Genomic DNA, 16,859 nt, shown 5'->3' with positions numbered 1-16,859 from the left:
AGGGAGGCATATTCATGAATAATGATTTGCGTTATCCAATAGGCCAATTTACTTATGTAGGCACTATTACAGAAGAAATAATTGATAAATGGATTCAAGAAATTGAGGATTTACCTAATGAATTAGCAAGAGCGATAAAAGATTTAGATCAGAAGCAGTTAGATACACCGTATCGCGTTGGTGGATGGACTGTTCGCCAAGTTGTTCATCATGTTGTTGATAGTCATATGAATAGCTACATACGCTTTAAATTAGCACTGACAGAAAAGAATCCAACTATTAAACCGTATAAAGAAGAAAAATGGGCAGAGCTACCTGACTCAAAATTACCAGTAGATGTTTCACTTGTAATGCTAGATTCATTACATAAAAGATGGGTTAACTTATTATATTCTTTAGAACCAGCAGATTTAGAAAAGACATTTAATCATCCTGAATCAGGAGAAAAAAAACTTGCTGCTGCAATTGGACTATATGCATGGCACGGTCGTCATCATACAGCTCATATTACTTCTTTAAGAGAGCGTTTAAATTGGTAACCTTAGAGAAGGCGACAGAAATTGATGCAGAGATTATATTTCAAATGCAAGTAGAATCATTTAGTTCATTATTAGAAAAGTATAAGGACTATGAAACAAGTCCGGCAAATGAACTTATTGAAAAAACGATTTCAAGAATAAATAACCTGGACGGTGGATTTTATAAAATTTTTGTAAATACGAATCTTGTCGGAGCGATATGTATATCACGTAAAGAAGAGGCATCTAAATTTTGGATCAGCCCGATGTTTATTATTCCAGACTATCAAGGGAACGGAATTGCTCAAAAAGTATTAATTTTAATCGAGGAGATGTTTCCAGAAATAACGACTTGGGAGCTTGCTACAATTTTAGAGGAAGAACGAAATTGTTTTCTATACGAAAAGATGGGATATAGAAAAGCGGAATTTAAAAAGAAATTAAATGATAAAGCAACTTTAATTTATTATAAAAAAGAAAGGTAAAGCACATATTAAACGCTTTACCTTTTTGTACTGTTTTAGATTAAATATACAATTTTAATGTATATTTTTCCAAAAAGTTCGGGTTAGTAATTTTGAATTTGAATAAATATACAAAAAACGAACTATTTCGTCGTATATGTTACTAACGCTTTTTGAATACTTAATATGCTATCATCGCCTTTAAATTCTTTCGTAATTGGCGCGCTCAAACTAGATACCCATATTTTAAGTTCTGCATCTAAATCAAAATGCCCAGCTGTTTCAATACTAAATTGTGTAATACTTTTATAAGGGATAGAATGGTATTCTGTTTTTTTACCAGTTACTCCTTGTTTATCTACTAAAATAAGACGGCGATTTGTAAATACGATTAAATCACGAATTAATTTATAAGCATGCTCGACTTTCTCATCATCTAACATTATCTTTTCTAAATCACGTTCTACGCTTTCTGTACTCGCATTTGATGCATTTCCTAAAATACCACTAAATAGACCCATATGAAATTCCTCCTTATACTATGTGGAATTAGTTTCTTATATTGTACCATGCTATTGAATAAGAAATTATGACATTGCTTCTATAGTTTTTTGCTATTGTTGCAATTAATTTATATAACCTCATCCTAAAATCTTGTGCTAACATGTAATTAAGAAAACAGAAGCAGAGGGATTAAGCATGAAGAATATCGGTTTAGTATTAGAAGGTGGCGGAATGAAAGGGTTATATACTGCAGGAGTACTCGAATATTTTATGGAAAGGGACTTATTCTTTCCGTATGTAGTCGGTGTATCTGCTGGAGCGTGTATGGGTGCAACATATTTGTCACGTCAAAAAGGAAGAAATAAGAAAGTAAATACAGAGCTAGTAGCAGATCACAGGTATATATCTTATCGAAACTTAATTCGAAAACGTGAATTATTTGGAATGGATTTTTTATTTGATGAAGTACCAAACAAAATTGTACCGTTTGATTTTCAAACTTTCCTAAATTCAAATGAACAGTTTGTAATCGGAACGACTGATTGCGAATCAGGACAGGCAGTTTATTATAATAAAACAGAACATGGAAATGATATTTTAAAAATTATTCGTGCATCAAGCTCTGTGCCGTTTATAGCACCTGCTGTAGAATATGATAATCGAAAATTGTTAGATGGAGGGATTATAGATCCTATTCCAGTTTTCAAAGCACAGAATGATGGTTATAAAAAGAACGTTGTTATTATGACAAAGCCAGAAGGATACGAGAAGCAGCGTAATAAATTTTCTGGACTAGCTAAAATTTTATATAGAAAATATCCAAAAATCGCAGAGCACTTAGTAGAACATTATCGTTTTTATAATGAAACTGTATCTTATATGAATCACAACGAACAAAAAGATAATTTTTATGTAATTCAGCCAAGTGCGCAGCTTCCAATAAGTGGAATAGAAAGAGATAAAGAAAAGCTCGTTAATTTATATAATCTTGGGTATAAGGATGCTCAATATCATTTCGAAAACTTATTAAATTGGATAGAGAAATAAAGGGGGGAAAGTTGATATTAGGAAAAAAGGTTATTTTTAATGAATTACAGAAAATGCATAGTCCACTGCATAAACCGTTTCCGTATCGTGCTACAGGAAAATTGCAGCGAGACTTAAAAAGTAAATTTACAGAAGATGACGTGATAAATGCTGATTTTAATCATTATCGGATGCATACAGCAGCAACTTTAAATTCTGTACTAAATGAAAACGAAGAGAATATTACGTTTCAGCAAATAAAATGGTTACGAAAATCGTTTTTCGAATGGTTTCCGCAATATTGTTTTCTTGAAACAAAAATTGTAAAATACCCCATTTTATATAGAGATTTCATGAATTATGAAAAGGCTCGGAAACTGTTACTTTACTACCTTACTGAATAAAGACGAAAACGCACAGTTTAAATAGCTTGTGCGTTTTTTAGTTCATAAAATATACAATATTTCCAACTTGCTTAAATAGGAATTCTAATGTGAAGAAAGAAGTACTTATAGAATACTGTAGAGGAGGGAAGAGGATTTTAGTTTTGCGGTCGTTTTCCTTTAAATCATTATTCATCATGTAAATGTTAAGTGACATAAAAGTTTTTTAATTCTTATTGGACTATCAGATAGGTTAGTTAACTTGTGTTCAACAATTGTGTCGGATTCTTGAGAAATCCTTTCAAATATTGTTAGTTGTTTATGTTAAAATATTCCGAGTGAAATCAGGTTCTTATCGATTTCATCAAGTATCAAGCAAAATAATTTAGAAACGAAGAAGGGACAGCACTAACATGGAAAATGTATCAAATGTAGATAAATTAGAATCAATAAAGTCTTTACAATCAACAATCAATAAATTAAAAAATGCTTTGTCGCAGATGACTCAAAAAGGTGCAAATACTACTTTAGTAAAGAAACGACTGAAAGCTGTTTGCGTCGGCTTAGCAATGCTAGAAAACGTTTGGAATCAAAGAACCCATAATTATACCCAGCAAGATATAGCAGAAGCTTGTAATGTTCTTACTGGTTTGCTTCCGTCAATTGAGAGGGCGTATGATAAGTCAAAGGCTGGCAGTCCTCAAAGAACGCTTTTAGAAAGAAGAATAAAAGCGTTGGAACAAGCTATTCAAGCAATTGATAATTTTTCTAATAAATAACTGATCTAAAAGGATGCGTTAGTTCAATAAGAATTAAACAACTTTAAAGAGCCTCATTACAAATAAAATGTAGCAAGGCTCTTATATTCTTCATATCAAAATTAAATAGCTATCACTTTACAGCAAGCTTTAAACATATTCTTTCTATAGTTCAATTTTAAATAATACACGTAAGATTCATCTTTATACACCACATGATTATTCTCGCACTTCACACCTTCAAGAAGTTCTTATTACATCGGCTAACCAGTATACATTTCATCTTCAAATTCATACGAAATCAGGAAAACTTGAAAATGAACCTCTTTTAACGGCAAATAGACGTCTCTATAAAGATTTAAAAGGAAAAAGATACAAAACCATTTATGAAGAGTTTAAAGGCGGTCACGATGGCATTTGGTGGCGTAAAAAGCTACCGGATGGATTTAGAGCATTAAAACATTCGAAAACAACACTATAAAAATAAAATGAAAAGAGGAATGAATCTATGAATCAAGATGATCTAGATAAAAAGCTAAAAAAACAAGAAATTTTAGTGAAAGATGAGAAAGTTTGGTCATTCACGTATGAGGATTACATTAGTTCTATCGTTAAACAGGCAGAAAAGAAAGGCGCTTTTAATGATTTACCTGGTAAAGGGAAACCTCTTAATCTTGATAAAGATCTTGCGTACAATCCTGAAAAGCAACTTTATAGAACTTTGAAGAATAATCATATTTTACCTAGGTGGATTGAACTTTCAAAAGAAATTGATGTTTTAAAAGAAACTCTAAAAGAAACAACAAATACCGCAGAAGCAGCAAATTTAATTCAAATTATTAATAAAAAGGTCTCAGAACATAATTTACTTTGTCCGCCAAGTGCGCAAAAAATGAGGGTTAAAACGGATTTTTAGCTTTTTTTAATGAAACCATCTTTTGCAATATAATTGAGGTAGGCATTTATTAATTATCTTTAAAGGGAGGCAGAAGAAATGAAGAATACGTATCAGCTTCAATTACCGAAAGAACTAGAGCAGTATCGAAGTATTTTAGAAGAAAGTGTAAAACCTTATATTAAAGTGTTTGGAACTCAAGCAGAAACAACACTTTTTGAGAGCAAGTTTGGCGGGTATCCGTATGTACATATAAATCAAGAACATCCTAAAGATTCTAATGGCCAACCTATGATGTTACTTGCGCAGTTAAACCTTGAAGAAATTCCGCATATTGAATATATGCCTCAAAAGGGCATGTTACAATTTTTCGTAAGTGCTGATGATGAGCTTTTTGGAGCAGATTTTGATCATCCAACAAGCCAAAAAGACTTTCGAATCATTTATCATTCTACAATAACGGAAGATTTAACTAAGGTTATTACCGATTTTAGTTATTTAAACACTTTAGATTTAGAGCATTTTATCATACCTGAAGCAGCTAAACTAAAGTTTGAATTGGATTATCAACCAGTAACATCAAGAGATTATCGATTTGAAAAGATTTTTAATGAAAACATTGATTGGGAAGAAATTGTTGATGAAGAAAATAAAACAGAATTAGGCGAACTGTATGATGATCTATGCGAAGATCAAGGGCATAAAATTGGCGGTTATCCATTTTTTACACAGACAGATCCGAGGGAATGGGAAGAAAAATACCAACAACACGATATATTATTGTTGCAAATCGATACAGACGATTCATTAAATATTATGTGGGGAGATTCTGGTGTTGCTAATTTCTTTATACGCAAGGAAGATTTGTTGAACCTAGATTTTTCCAATGTTATTTACAATTGGGATTGCTATTAAAATAACAATTTAGAGCATTACTTATGTTTAAATAGGGAAAAGGACTCAATTTATTGGTGTATATATGTTTAAGGGCTAAAAAATCATCCTAACAGTTAGGGTGATTTTTGTTTTAACAATATTTAATTATGTTAACTAAATTAAAAGATAGCAATCATAATAAAAGTCAAGCGATGATATGAAATAAATAAAAATAATGTAACATGTAGCAAATCATATATGTAGCTAAAAATGATAAATTAATCATTGGAAAATTCATTAGTAATAAAAACACTTTAATCGATTTTTAATTTTTATTTTAAATGTATCGTTACGTAAAATTTTTTTGTGTTTGTAAATAGAACGATTCATGAATTTTAAGTTCGGATTTGCTATAAACGGATTAAATATAAATTTAGTAATAAAAACGTAAAAAATCATTTAAGTTTGATTTAGTATAAATCTCATTAAAAATCTCCGTTCCGTCTCATTAAGTATAGTTTACTTGGTTTTTGATACAGATAAACACTTACTCCATACAACTTTGTATAATATATATTATGTTAACTAGAAAAAAGTAATAAACTTATTATATATTGGTTTTGGTTTTTAAACTTCCCTTTTCTTTGTTCATGATTGGCTGTGTGTTATATGAATTGATACAGCTTAATAGCTTATAGATAAATTGCTCTAATATATTTTTGTTGTTTATTTTCATAAATAATGCCGCAAACAAATTTTAGTTAAGACAAAAAAGCAATTTGTTTAATCGTTAACTTCAAACAAATTGCTTCGATATTAATTTAATTGATGATAAGTTTTTAAATTAGTTTGCTACAGCAATTGCTTCAATTTCGATTAATAATTTATCGTTAATCAATTTGTTAACTTCTACAGCTGAACTTGCTGGTGGGTTGTTTGTGTTGATGTATTGATCTCGAATATCTCTAACAATGGCCATTTGAGAAATGTCCGTCAAGAAAAATGTTAATTTTACTACATCATTAAAATTTAAGTTTGAAGCTTCTAATGCAATTTTAATATTTTCGAATACTTGGCGCGTTTGTGCACCTAAATCTCCATTCCCGACTATATGCCCATCAGCATTAATCGCTACTTGTCCAGATATGTAAATTGTCCGTTTAGCGTTACTAACCTCAACAATATGTGAGTATCCAAAAGTTGCTGGCATAGTTTCCGGATTGATAAATTTCTTTTGCAATGTATTTCTCTCCTTTTTATATCGTATTTTCTTTATGTTTAATTTTAGATGCCTATCTATTTTACAAATAATTTTTCACATAGCCTTCTGCTACATATGTGAAGTTATAATACGCTGCTTATATTTATAAAATTAGGTATTTAATAGATTATATATGTTTGATTTTCTTGAGTGCTAAGTTTAATTATGCCTTGTTGTATTAATTCTTCAGTTACTTTTGTATAGAAAAAGTGATACCACCAAATAAAAAATTCTTCGTAAGTTATTTCTTTTGAGTATCTGCTGCTTGCAAAGTATTCTTTTAAAGGTTTCTCATTTTCTTTACATAATAAGATCAAATCTTTACTGATCGTGTTCGCGATTTCGCTAAGTATAGATAAGTCTTTGGCTTTAAATACTGGGATAATTGATTGCGAATTTTTATATAAGCCTAATTTTTCGTATAATAAATTTAAATTTAAGTCTACTGGTCTATCTGCCGCTACAAAAATTTAAACTAATTGTTTTTTGTATAATTAATATCAGTAATTGCATCATGAAAATATTCTTCAAACGTTTCTTTATTCGCAGTTATTAAATTCAAAGTTGTATATCGAGTGTTTCCATAAAGACCAATTTGATATTCCCTTAAATCCAAATACGTATTACCATACATTTCAAAGGCCTCTTTGTCTGTTTGTTCTTGTTCTAGAATCGCATAATAATATCTTTTATTGTTTCTCAAAGGCCGTTCTGTTTCTAAATAGTTTTCTTCAATGTTAATTATTTGTCCAGAATCTAATAACACACCGCTATAAAGTAAAAGACTATACGATTCTTTAGATGAATGATTAAATGTCTCGATTCTTTTAGACATAGCATCAATTTGATTAGAATACTTTTCAATTATGTTAAGTGTAGCTTTAATTAAAGGCTCACATAGGTTATACAGCTTTTCTCCTTCATTAGCTGTTATAACCATACACGTTGGATAGTAACTCCCTCCTATCACCTTCTAGTTCTAATGTATGTATTTGTTTTTCGAATTCCTCGTTAGTCCAATTTAGCTTCGTTTTTATAGCATTGGATCCTATACCAAGATGCAGCATCACAAGTAAATATTGAAGATTTGTTCCACTTATTTTTATAGATGGCGAATTATCTCCAGATGAAATCATTTTAGTCTCATAAGCTGTTTGTAGTATTTTCTCTGGAGTATTATTAGCAAGCATCATTACATCCCTCCTTTTTAAATAAGTTAATTGTAAAATCTATTTATTTACTATGTTCTATAAATAAAAATAGGTATCCTTTAATAATCTTAAATTATAAACCTTAGTATGCTCCTTTTGGATAATTAGGGACATATCTGCTTCTTAAACATACAACGAAACATACATTCTTCGTGATTTTTGAGAAAGAATTTACTTAATTAAAACAATTTACAAATACATATTATTAGTTTTAGCTGCTGCTAAATGAATTCTATTTTATATATCCAAATAATAAATTTGAAGAATTTATGAAATGTACTGCATTAAAGATGAAAGGTAAAACGATATAGTTTACACTAATAACAGCTAGAATAACAACATACGTATATTGTTAAACGTAAAAAGGAGAACTAATGAAAAAGAAATATATAAATCAAATTCATACTGATGTAAGTTTTAATCCGAAAGATATTATCGGTTTAATGACTGATTACTTTAAAATGAAAACAAAGCTGCGTCCTATAAAGAATTTACCTATTGTGTTACCGAATCTGCATGATGAATCTATAGATAGTATTACATGGTTTGGTCATTCTGCTTCTCTTTTAAAAATAGAAGGTAAAAAGCTGTTATTAGATCCTATGTTTGGCGACGCCTCTTCCCCGTTTCCTGTTTTTAATAGTAAACGTTATAGTGGTGCTTTTTCTTTAGAACGTGAAGATCTTCAAGAAATTGATGCGATTATCATTTCGCATAATCACTATGACCATTTAAATTACAAAAGTATTATGCAGTTAAAAGATCGTGTAAAGCACTTTTATGTTCCGACTGGAGTTGCACGTTATCTTATTAAATGGGGTGTTTCACCTAGTAAAATTAGTGAGCATAATTGGTGGGATGAAATTACTTTTGATAATATTAAATTAGTTTGTACACCTGCAAGGCATTTCTCTGGACGAAGTATGACAGATAGAGATAATTCGTTATGGTGTTCATGGGTTATCCTTGGTCAAGAAACGAAAGTCTTCTTTAGTGGTGATAGTGGATATGCTCCGCACTTTAAGGAGATTGGTAATAAATACGGTCCATTTGATCTTACTTTAATGGAATGTGGACAATATGATGCGAGATGGTCTGCAATTCATATGTTGCCAGAAGAAACAGTACAAGCTCATATTGACGTTAAAGGAGAATGGCTTGTTCCTATTCATTGGGGTGCTTTTACGTTAGCGTTACATGAATGGAGTGATCCAATTGAGCGAATTACGAAAGAAGCAAATCGTTTAGGGGTTAATATTGCAATGCCACAAATCGGTGAAGCTATTCCGTTAAAATCTAGAGAATATCCTACGTCAGCTTGGTGGCGAGAAGTTTAATCATTATAAAAAGCGAACTGATTTAATATAGTTCGCTTTTTGTTAATTCACTTATTATGGATTTCTCTTATATCTACTGGAAGTGCATTTTTCATCTTTTCTTTTGTCCAATATCCTGAAGAGTCCTCTGTATTGTTTGAGTCTTAAATTGTAGATGGGATATTTGGAGCTTTTTTAATTGAGTAAGAGTATCTTTTTTGATAGATGCTGCAAAAGCTAAATAAATAATTGAGGATAATATAGTAATCATACTAGTGATATTAATCCAAAATAAAAGCTTTTCTTTTTTCATGAACTCCTCCTTTCTTTACATCTCCCCCCTATTAAGCTCTAAAACATATATTTAATATAAAGTATCCTTTACAAATGTTTCAAACTTATCCATTTCCTCGACAAATGGATTGTGATTACTTTCTTCAAATGTTGTTAGCGTTGCGTTCGGGATTAGATTTGCTATTTCTTGTGAGAATATGTATGGGCATTGTGCATCATGCTTCCCGCAATATATAAGGCTTGGTATTTTAACATGTTTAAGTTTCTGACGGACATCATAGTCTTTATATTCAACTGCTCTAAAATAATTTAACCGATCTCCAACTACCTTCCCGCTATTCGGCAGTTTTAATGATTCTTCAAGCTTTTCTTCAGAATAAAAAGACATAAGTGCCCACTCTCTACCTAATGTTTTTCTTTCTTCTTGTCGTGTATTAGGGTCATTTAAAGAATTCATAATTGAAACGATTCTATTGAAATTTTTATTTTCACTGCAGTATATACAATCTTTATGAGATGCATATTCTTTACTTGCCGATGCGCCACCAGCAATAATTTTTGTTAAACTTTCTTGTGCTTCAGTTGCATAAACAAGAGCTAGCATACCTCCTGTAGAATGACCCGCAAAAGCCCACTTATTTATATGTAAAGCTACTCTAATCGCTTCTAAATCTTTTACGGCTTCTGCCATACTATATTCCGCATCGTCATTTGCTGGATCTGAATTACCGCAGCCTTTTAAATTAATTAAATACACGCTATAGTGCTTGGTAAATGGATTCGCGAAAGTATTTCCATTATTGTTATACTCACTATATAAATGTGTAACGCATAAAGGAGCCCCTTCTCCTTTTTGAAAATACTCAAACTTCCCACGTGATGTTTCAATTTGATTTATTTTCCACATAATGAATCTCTCCTCTAAATTATGAATTCATTGCTGTGTTTTCTAGATTGTTTCTCTTATATTGATTGTTTCTCTTATATTAAATGACAAACTCTTTTTCTTTCATTTCTCTTAATAAGCTCTAACTGGTGATATAAGATGTACTGCTGCAGATTGTTCTCCTGCTTCAATTAATATCGGTCTCATAGAACCACCAAAACTTAAAGTAACTATATCTTCTTTCATTGCTTTTAAAGCATCAACCATAAAGCGTCCATCGAAAGATATATTTAATTGCTTTTGTCCGTGAATGGTATCTATTTGTTGTGTTTCTGATATTTTACCGACCTGAGAAGCATTAGAAGAGATTTTTATTGTGGATTCATCGATGATTTCTAAATTTACGTTGTTATTCGCCCATTCACTTGCTAATAAACTGGATCGATCTACACCTTGTAAAATCTTTTTTCTATCTATGTTAATTACTGTTTGAAATTCACGTGGTATTAGGCTAGATATATTAGGGTATTTTCCTTCAATTAGTCTTGAATACAACGTAATTGTACCGAATTTAAAAATAATGTGACTCTCTGAAAGATATATGTATACAAAATTTAAATTGTTGTTCATTAATTTTAGAAGTTCACTAATAGTTGAACTTGGTATAATGCAATTTGCTTTCGCATGAGATGAAATTAGTATTTCACGTAAAGCCAGTCTATGTGAATCAGTCGCAGCGCAAACTAATTTATTGTGATCAAATACGATATGTACGCCAGTAAGAACTGGTCTGGATTCATTTTTAGCAGCTGCAAAGGCAGTTTGTTTAAAGACTTCAATCAACTGTTCCGTTTCTACTTGTATTTCTCCATGTTCGTCTATAAATGGTACATTTGGAAAGTCGTTCGCCGAGAATCCATTTAAGTTTAAAGTAATTTCATCAGATTGAATTGTAATCAACTGCTCATTCATACTTTTTATTAAAATCTCACTTGGCATTTTCTTAATAATTTCAATGAAATACTTTGCTGGTACAACAATACTCCCTGCTTTTAAAATAGTTGCAATTTGTTCGTCTTCAATTGAAATAGGTATAAATTTTTCAATGAAAATATTCGAATTACTTGCGATTAAAGTAATTCCAAATTGATCTGCTGTTATTTTTATTCCGGATAATATAGGAATTAAAGTTTTTGTTGAGATAGCTTTACTTACTTCTGAAAGAGCTTGTGTAAATTGTTTGTGATTAACGATAAACTCCATTTTTCCCCCGCCTTAAATGAAATACTATCTTTATGAAGATTGATGAATAATAGTTCCATTAAAAATATAAGGAACCGTTTCTTTCTTTTGTAAAACACCTTTTAAGTGTTCTGGTATACGTAAATAAGGCTCTGCTATATGTAATTCCATCCAGGTAATCTCTTCAATCTCTTTTGGACGCGATATACATATCTCTCCTCCTATTATTTCTCCTGAAAAATTAAAGAAGATTGCATGATGTCCCCTTTCCTCAAAAAACGCTTCACTAATGGAACAAACCCCTTTTACGGATATATCTAGTCCAGTTTCTTCTTTTACTTCACGAATTGTTGCCTCTTCTAACGTTTCACCTAATTTAACTGCTCCACCTGGTAAAGTGTAATAAGAGCCATTTTTCCCTTTGTTTTTAACCATTAAGAGCTTTTCGTGAGTTTCATCGTATAAAAGCGCGTATGTAACATTCACCTTTTTCATATTTAATCCCCTTCAATGATACGAATTTTCTGTCTTTATTTCATTCTATCATTAAATGGTTTTTATTCACAAAAAAGAAAAAGAACATGTTTTGAAAAAGAATAATCAAAACACGCCCACTAAATGTTAAAAAATCGATTCGGTTAAAACATACCAAGCAATAGCAACTATAAATTTAATATGTTTTTTACAACCTTTTTTCTAAATAATAGTGATGATGTCCTTTAGGATGATCTTTACTGACTCCGATCACTTTGTATCCATGTTTTTTATAAAAGTTTGGAGCTTGGAAACTAAAAGTGTCTAAGTTTATCAGCCGACATTCTTTTTCGATTGCAAATTCTTCAATAAGTTTCATTAATTTGCTGCCATAGCCTTCGTGTCTATATTCTTCAGACACCCACAGAAAGTCAATATGCAAGTGATGCCAAAAAGTTATCGCTGTTACCCCTCCGATTATTTCTTCTTTTTCATTCCTTACTATAAAACTTACCTTTTCTGAAGGTGTTTTCTCTTCATTTGAAAGATGTTTTTGGTTATATTCAATTACTTTCTCTCTTATGTAATCACTATCTTCTTGAATCCATTGTTTTTGAATTTTCATTTTCAGTATCACGCACCTTTTTATATTTACGTAATCTATTCAATTTAATAATTAAATTATCCTGTCTTTATTAATAGTAGGTTACGTAATAAGTAAAGGCTGAAGTCCAGATATTTCGAGTGGAGACTCTAATTGTAATTATCCTTTTTACGTGGTTTTATTTTGATGTGGAGTACATTGTTTACACATTATCTTATAATGAGATAACCTTTTAAAAAGAGCCCTAGCATAAGGACTCTTTCTTAGCATTAAGCTATTTTTCGATTTAACGATTGTATTTCCTTCTCCTTTTCTGCATTTGGAGGGCGGATTACTATAGAGATAACGAAAGATATTACACATAGAACACCTATTGTAATGAAGGTTGGTTGAAATCCGCCAAGTAGTGCTCCAATGAATGATCCTGCAAGTGCACCAAATCCGAAACCTTGGTAAACAATCCCGTAGTTTGTACTATGGTTTTTTAATCCGAAGAAATCCCCGACAATGGCCGGGAATATAGTGATATTACCACCAAAGCAAAAGGCAACACTTGCTACACAAGCAAAATAAATCCCGTAATTTAGTGGAATAAAACTTAAAGTGAAGACGGACAATCCAATAATAATAAATGTAGCAGAGACGATTTTTAATCGGCCTATTTTATCTGATAACGTTCCAAGAATAATTCTACCTATTGTATTAAAGATTGCAATCATTGCGACGGCATTAGCGGCAGTCGCTGCACTAAGACCGACGAGCTGCACCCCAATGTCTTTTACCATACCGATTAAATACAGTCCGCCCATACATGATGTGAATAGCATGAAAAATAAGAGATATACTTGTTTTGTTTTCATCATTTCACGCGGCGTATAATCATTGTGTAATGTTTCAGTTACAGTGTTACTTACAATTGCTTCACGTAAGAAGAATGATCCTGTCAACACTAAAAGTAAGACGATAATACCCCAATATAAAAATGCTTGTGATACCCCAAGACTGTTGATAAGATTTCCGTTTATATATCTAAAGATTAAGCTTCCCATTCCATATGCCGAAACAGATATACCAGAAATAAGCCCTTTACGGTTTGGAAACCATTTAATTAAATTAGATAGTGAGGTAATATACGCTGTTCCATCAGCATATCCAACGACAACACCAGCTAATAAATAAAGTAATGGTAATGAGGAAACTTGTGAACTAAGTATTAAACCGAGTCCTAAAACAATTCCTGCAGTAGCGATTAGTTTACGGAGTCCAAATTTTTGCTGTAGCTTTCCTGCAAATAGAGTTGAGAATGATAAAGAAAAACTCGTAATTGAGAAAGTAATCGCGACTGAATTGAGGTTCCATCCAAACTTACTTACAAGGGGTTGATTAAATAAACTCCATGTGTAAATTGTTCCTAGGCCAATTTGAACAATGATTGTACCTAGAACAATTAGCAACGGATTTATAGATGATTGTTTCATACTAACTGTCCCCTTCTTTTATCATGACATGAATTTTCACAGTTAGTATATCCATGATAAATTGCACGATACTGTACGGAAAATGGAAATTAAGTTAGCTTACACAAACAGACACTTCATTGAAGAAGTGCCTTTTTGTAGGTTATATACAGCATTTAAAGAAAGCTTTGTTAAGATAAGACATTTTCGAATGCTTATGTACATATGTTATCAAATAATTTGATGAAAGTGATGAGACTTAAGACGTATTTTTCTTTCATAAATAAGTCGGAGAGAAAATTAATATTCAATTTCCTCGAAGTCTTTCGGCTGCGGTACAGTTTGCATGTTAGCTGCATCTTTCGGATCGCTATAAATCGCGTTTTGTTCTGTGTTTACATCCTTTATATTTCGCTTTTTATTTTTATTCACTTCATTTTTCATTAAAGTTCACTCCTTTTTATTATAGGAGTAGTTATGCCCTAACCATATTATTTTTACTGCTACTAAATGTATCAGCGACTAAATTGCTAAATTCACGTAAATAATATAAATAATTATCCCCACCATAGTTGTATCTTTTATTGTACATTTTAGCAACGACGACATTATATTCTGGAATGACTAATATCGTTGGTCCTGTAATTCCTAATATTTGATAGGAACCTTTCGGAACTCGCTCACCAAGTTCGCTAAATAAAGCAGGTTCATTTTGAACGAACCAAAATAACCCGTTTTGAGGTAGTTCTTTATTTTTATACTCTGGACTTTGTAAGCTGGTAGCAAGTGCTATAACTTCTTTTGGCACAATTTGTTTACCATTTAAGAACCCGTTATTTAAATGCAGATTCCCCCAGTATGCAAATTCTCTCGCAGAGACAAACAAATTTTTCTCGGAGCCGTCATCTACTGCACCGACACTTTCTATAGCATCTTCATTTGGATTTACAATAACCTTAACTAAATTTTCATCATGTTCTATTCTCCATCCAGTTTCATTGAAGTTGGCAGGTAGGAATACACGCTCCTTTAATAATTCAGGAAAACTCTTATTATACAGCTGATAAATAAGCTTCGTGACCATTCTTACATTAATATCTCTGTACCCCCAAGCTTGTCCCGGCTCAAACTCACGAAAAACTGTCCCATCATCGGTTTCATTTAAACCGTGTGAATGAGTTACTAAATGTCTTATCGTTGTCTTACCGAGTAATGAAGGATCATGGTTTTCAAAATAATTTACTGCCTCGTCATCAAGAGATTTTATTTTCCCCTCATAAACTGCATAAGCTACCATTAATCCTAAATAGCTTTTTCTTGCGGAAGCGACATTGAACTGTGAAGATATGGTTACTTTTTTACTAGTAGGAGTATTTGAATGCGTTCCACTATAATGCTCTAGTACAATCTTATTATCTTTCATAATACAAAGTGCTGCCGTAGAACTTTGATTGGTCTCTTTAATGCTTTCTACCCATGAAATTAATTTTTCATATTTGTACAAATAAATATCCCCCTAAAACATATAAAAATGACAGCATGAAAGAAAAGCGTTAACACAACATAAACTGGTATTTACACTTTTCTTTCATGTGAAATATTATTCTGTACTTAAATAAACCACCAGTTCCAGCAATTAGAACAGCTGAAACAACCAACGCAGCCAACGCAACCTACACAACCGCCGCAACGTCCGCCGCCACAACCACCACAGCGACCGCCACAGCCACCACAACGTCCGCCACAACCACCGCATCCGCCACAACGACGTGCATCGTCTTGAATGTAATAATATGGATATTGATTTTGTTGCTGATCCCAATAAACAACATTACCAGGTTGATAATCATTAAGGTTTAACGCTTGTAGTTCTTGTTGAAACTCATTCATTATGAAACCCTCCATTTACAAATGTGAATTCCGTCCAAATTTTCAAGTTTATTTACTTTTAAAAATAAAGTAGAAATAAGGCTATAGACTAAATGCGTACATCAACAAAATATGACTTTACACTAGGTGATGTACCTTGTTTATGAGCCTATTTTCTTTATATTCTTTTAGTGGACGGAATTAATATAAATAGAGACGATTAAAAGTTACTAATCCAGCAAGTTAATAGTTCATCACTTAATTTTCTTTCTAGTAATTCTTTTACTGAAGGTGTTGGCGTTATTGTATAGGAGTTTATATTTTCTTTATTAAAATCAATCCAGTGAAATGCTAAATGGGACTCTTTAGATATTGGAGTGGAATCGGGTTTTAACTCATTTGAATCTATTTCAAAAATGTGGTTAATTTCATGGTGGAGCATTTCTTTGGCTTGCCATTGATTTTCTATGACGCCTAAAAATTGTTTTATACTGCAAGTTACTCCAAGTTCTTCTCGCAACTCTCTTATTAGTGCTTTCTCTGCTGATTCCCCAATTTCAACATGGCCACCGGGTAAAAAATAATGATGTCCTATGTATTCAGCAACTAGTAATTTTTCATCTTTTATCATGATAGCTCGTACAATATGATGGAATTTACTTTTCATTTTGTATTCCTCCTAATCATTCACTTTATACTTGCTCGAAAATTTTTATTTAAATAACATTTTACATGTTCTCGTTTACAATTTAATTAAAACTAATAATCTTGATAAACGATTCTAAAAAAGAGTATGTTTATGAAAATAAATCATCGAAACA

Annotated in this window: 19 protein-coding genes and 2 pseudogenes; 8 read left to right on the top strand and 13 right to left on the bottom strand. The window is 31.7% G+C overall.

The window, feature by feature from the left end; all coding sequences use genetic code 11:
- Nucleotides 1-14: 14 nt before the first annotated feature.
- Nucleotides 15-539, top strand: a complete 525-nt coding sequence (locus tag QCI75_RS13970; RefSeq protein ID WP_128280143.1) for a YfiT family bacillithiol transferase — start codon at nt 15-17, stop codon at nt 537-539.
- Entirely contained in the window at nt 479-1,003 is a 525-nt protein-coding gene (locus tag QCI75_RS13965) for a GNAT family N-acetyltransferase (protein WP_353760697.1), read from the top strand. The genes QCI75_RS13970 and QCI75_RS13965 overlap by 61 nt, the downstream gene beginning before the upstream one ends.
- A 122-nt stretch (nt 1,004-1,125) precedes the next feature.
- Here QCI75_RS13965 and QCI75_RS13960 read toward each other — a convergent pair whose 3' ends face one another.
- Nucleotides 1,126-1,503, bottom strand: a complete 378-nt coding sequence (locus QCI75_RS13960) for a PH domain-containing protein (RefSeq protein ID WP_025149061.1) — start codon at nt 1,501-1,503, stop codon at nt 1,126-1,128.
- A gap of 178 nt (nt 1,504-1,681) precedes the next feature.
- Between QCI75_RS13960 and QCI75_RS13955 the strand changes: the two genes are divergently transcribed.
- The 5 genes and pseudogenes from QCI75_RS13955 to QCI75_RS13935 all read left to right on the top strand — a co-directional run bounded on the left by QCI75_RS13955 (nt 1,682) and on the right by QCI75_RS13935 (nt 5,463).
- Complete coding sequence (locus QCI75_RS13955; RefSeq protein WP_144504461.1) at nt 1,682-2,533, top strand: patatin-like phospholipase family protein; 852 nt, start codon at nt 1,682-1,684, stop codon at nt 2,531-2,533.
- A gap of 11 nt (nt 2,534-2,544) precedes the next feature.
- Nucleotides 2,545-2,916 (top strand): YxiJ-like family protein, encoded by a 372-nt coding sequence (locus tag QCI75_RS13950; RefSeq protein WP_144504463.1) that lies wholly within the window; start codon nt 2,545-2,547, stop codon nt 2,914-2,916.
- A gap of 392 nt (nt 2,917-3,308) precedes the next feature.
- Nucleotides 3,309-3,674, top strand: a complete 366-nt coding sequence (locus QCI75_RS13945; RefSeq protein WP_353760696.1) for a hypothetical protein — start codon at nt 3,309-3,311, stop codon at nt 3,672-3,674.
- A 133-nt stretch (nt 3,675-3,807) separates the two neighbouring features.
- A pseudogene (locus QCI75_RS13940) lies at nt 3,808-4,569 on the top strand (DnaJ family domain-containing protein); the annotation flags it as partial.
- A 78-nt stretch (nt 4,570-4,647) separates the two neighbouring features.
- Nucleotides 4,648-5,463, top strand: coding sequence for a YwqG family protein (locus QCI75_RS13935; RefSeq protein ID WP_144504466.1), 816 nt, complete (start codon nt 4,648-4,650; stop codon nt 5,461-5,463).
- Nucleotides 5,464-6,268: 805 nt separating this feature from the next.
- On the opposite strand, the gene QCI75_RS13930 is transcribed toward QCI75_RS13935, so the two are convergent.
- A complete protein-coding gene (locus QCI75_RS13930) occupies nt 6,269-6,664 on the bottom strand; it encodes a RidA family protein (protein WP_353760695.1) in 396 nt (131 codons plus the stop codon).
- A gap of 140 nt (nt 6,665-6,804) precedes the next feature.
- A pseudogene (locus QCI75_RS13925) lies at nt 6,805-7,875 on the bottom strand (hypothetical protein).
- 395 nt (nt 7,876-8,270) lie between these two features.
- Here QCI75_RS13925 and QCI75_RS13920 point away from each other — a divergent pair.
- On the top strand, nt 8,271-9,233 hold the full coding sequence (locus QCI75_RS13920) for an MBL fold metallo-hydrolase (RefSeq protein ID WP_353760694.1): 963 nt from the start codon (nt 8,271-8,273) through the stop codon (nt 9,231-9,233).
- Nucleotides 9,234-9,324: 91 nt separating this feature from the next.
- Here QCI75_RS13920 and QCI75_RS13915 read toward each other — a convergent pair whose 3' ends face one another.
- From QCI75_RS13915 to QCI75_RS13870, 10 genes are all read right to left on the bottom strand, one after another.
- On the bottom strand, nt 9,325-9,525 hold the full coding sequence (locus QCI75_RS13915) for a hypothetical protein (protein WP_235676319.1): 201 nt from the start codon (nt 9,523-9,525) through the stop codon (nt 9,325-9,327).
- Between the two features lie 51 nt (nt 9,526-9,576).
- The gene (locus QCI75_RS13910) at nt 9,577-10,413 is read right to left on the bottom strand and encodes an alpha/beta fold hydrolase (protein ID WP_144504472.1); all 837 of its coding nucleotides are present in this window, start codon (nt 10,411-10,413) and stop codon (nt 9,577-9,579) included.
- Between the two features lie 111 nt (nt 10,414-10,524).
- Nucleotides 10,525-11,655 carry a DNA polymerase III subunit beta gene (dnaN, locus tag QCI75_RS13905; protein ID WP_144504474.1) on the bottom strand — a complete coding sequence of 377 codons (1,131 nt, stop codon included), beginning with the start codon at nt 11,653-11,655 and terminating at the stop codon, nt 10,525-10,527.
- 30 nt (nt 11,656-11,685) lie between these two features.
- Nucleotides 11,686-12,129 (bottom strand): NUDIX hydrolase, encoded by a 444-nt coding sequence (locus QCI75_RS13900; protein WP_144504476.1) that lies wholly within the window; start codon nt 12,127-12,129, stop codon nt 11,686-11,688.
- 187 nt (nt 12,130-12,316) lie between these two features.
- Complete coding sequence (locus QCI75_RS13895) at nt 12,317-12,733, bottom strand: GNAT family N-acetyltransferase (protein WP_144504478.1); 417 nt, start codon at nt 12,731-12,733, stop codon at nt 12,317-12,319.
- A 248-nt stretch (nt 12,734-12,981) separates the two neighbouring features.
- The gene (locus QCI75_RS13890; protein WP_071746049.1) at nt 12,982-14,190 is read right to left on the bottom strand and encodes an L-lactate MFS transporter; all 1,209 of its coding nucleotides are present in this window, start codon (nt 14,188-14,190) and stop codon (nt 12,982-12,984) included.
- Nucleotides 14,191-14,469: 279 nt separating this feature from the next.
- On the bottom strand, nt 14,470-14,613 hold the full coding sequence (locus QCI75_RS13885) for a hypothetical protein (protein WP_186320837.1): 144 nt from the start codon (nt 14,611-14,613) through the stop codon (nt 14,470-14,472).
- 31 nt (nt 14,614-14,644) lie between these two features.
- Nucleotides 14,645-15,673, bottom strand: coding sequence for a serine hydrolase domain-containing protein (locus QCI75_RS13880; protein ID WP_353760693.1), 1,029 nt, complete (start codon nt 15,671-15,673; stop codon nt 14,645-14,647).
- A 107-nt stretch (nt 15,674-15,780) separates the two neighbouring features.
- Nucleotides 15,781-16,059, bottom strand: a complete 279-nt coding sequence (locus tag QCI75_RS13875; RefSeq protein ID WP_353760692.1) for a heterocycloanthracin/sonorensin family bacteriocin — start codon at nt 16,057-16,059, stop codon at nt 15,781-15,783.
- A 199-nt stretch (nt 16,060-16,258) separates the two neighbouring features.
- Complete coding sequence (locus tag QCI75_RS13870; protein WP_353760691.1) at nt 16,259-16,705, bottom strand: NUDIX domain-containing protein; 447 nt, start codon at nt 16,703-16,705, stop codon at nt 16,259-16,261.
- Nucleotides 16,706-16,859 lie beyond the last annotated feature (154 nt).

It is taken from the genome of Bacillus cereus group sp. RP43 (assembly GCF_040459645.1).
Classification (GTDB): domain Bacteria; phylum Bacillota; class Bacilli; order Bacillales; family Bacillaceae_G; genus Bacillus_A; species Bacillus_A mycoides_C.
The sequence above is the reverse complement of the archived record's forward strand: the minus strand, read 5'-3'. Positions and strand labels throughout refer to the sequence as shown.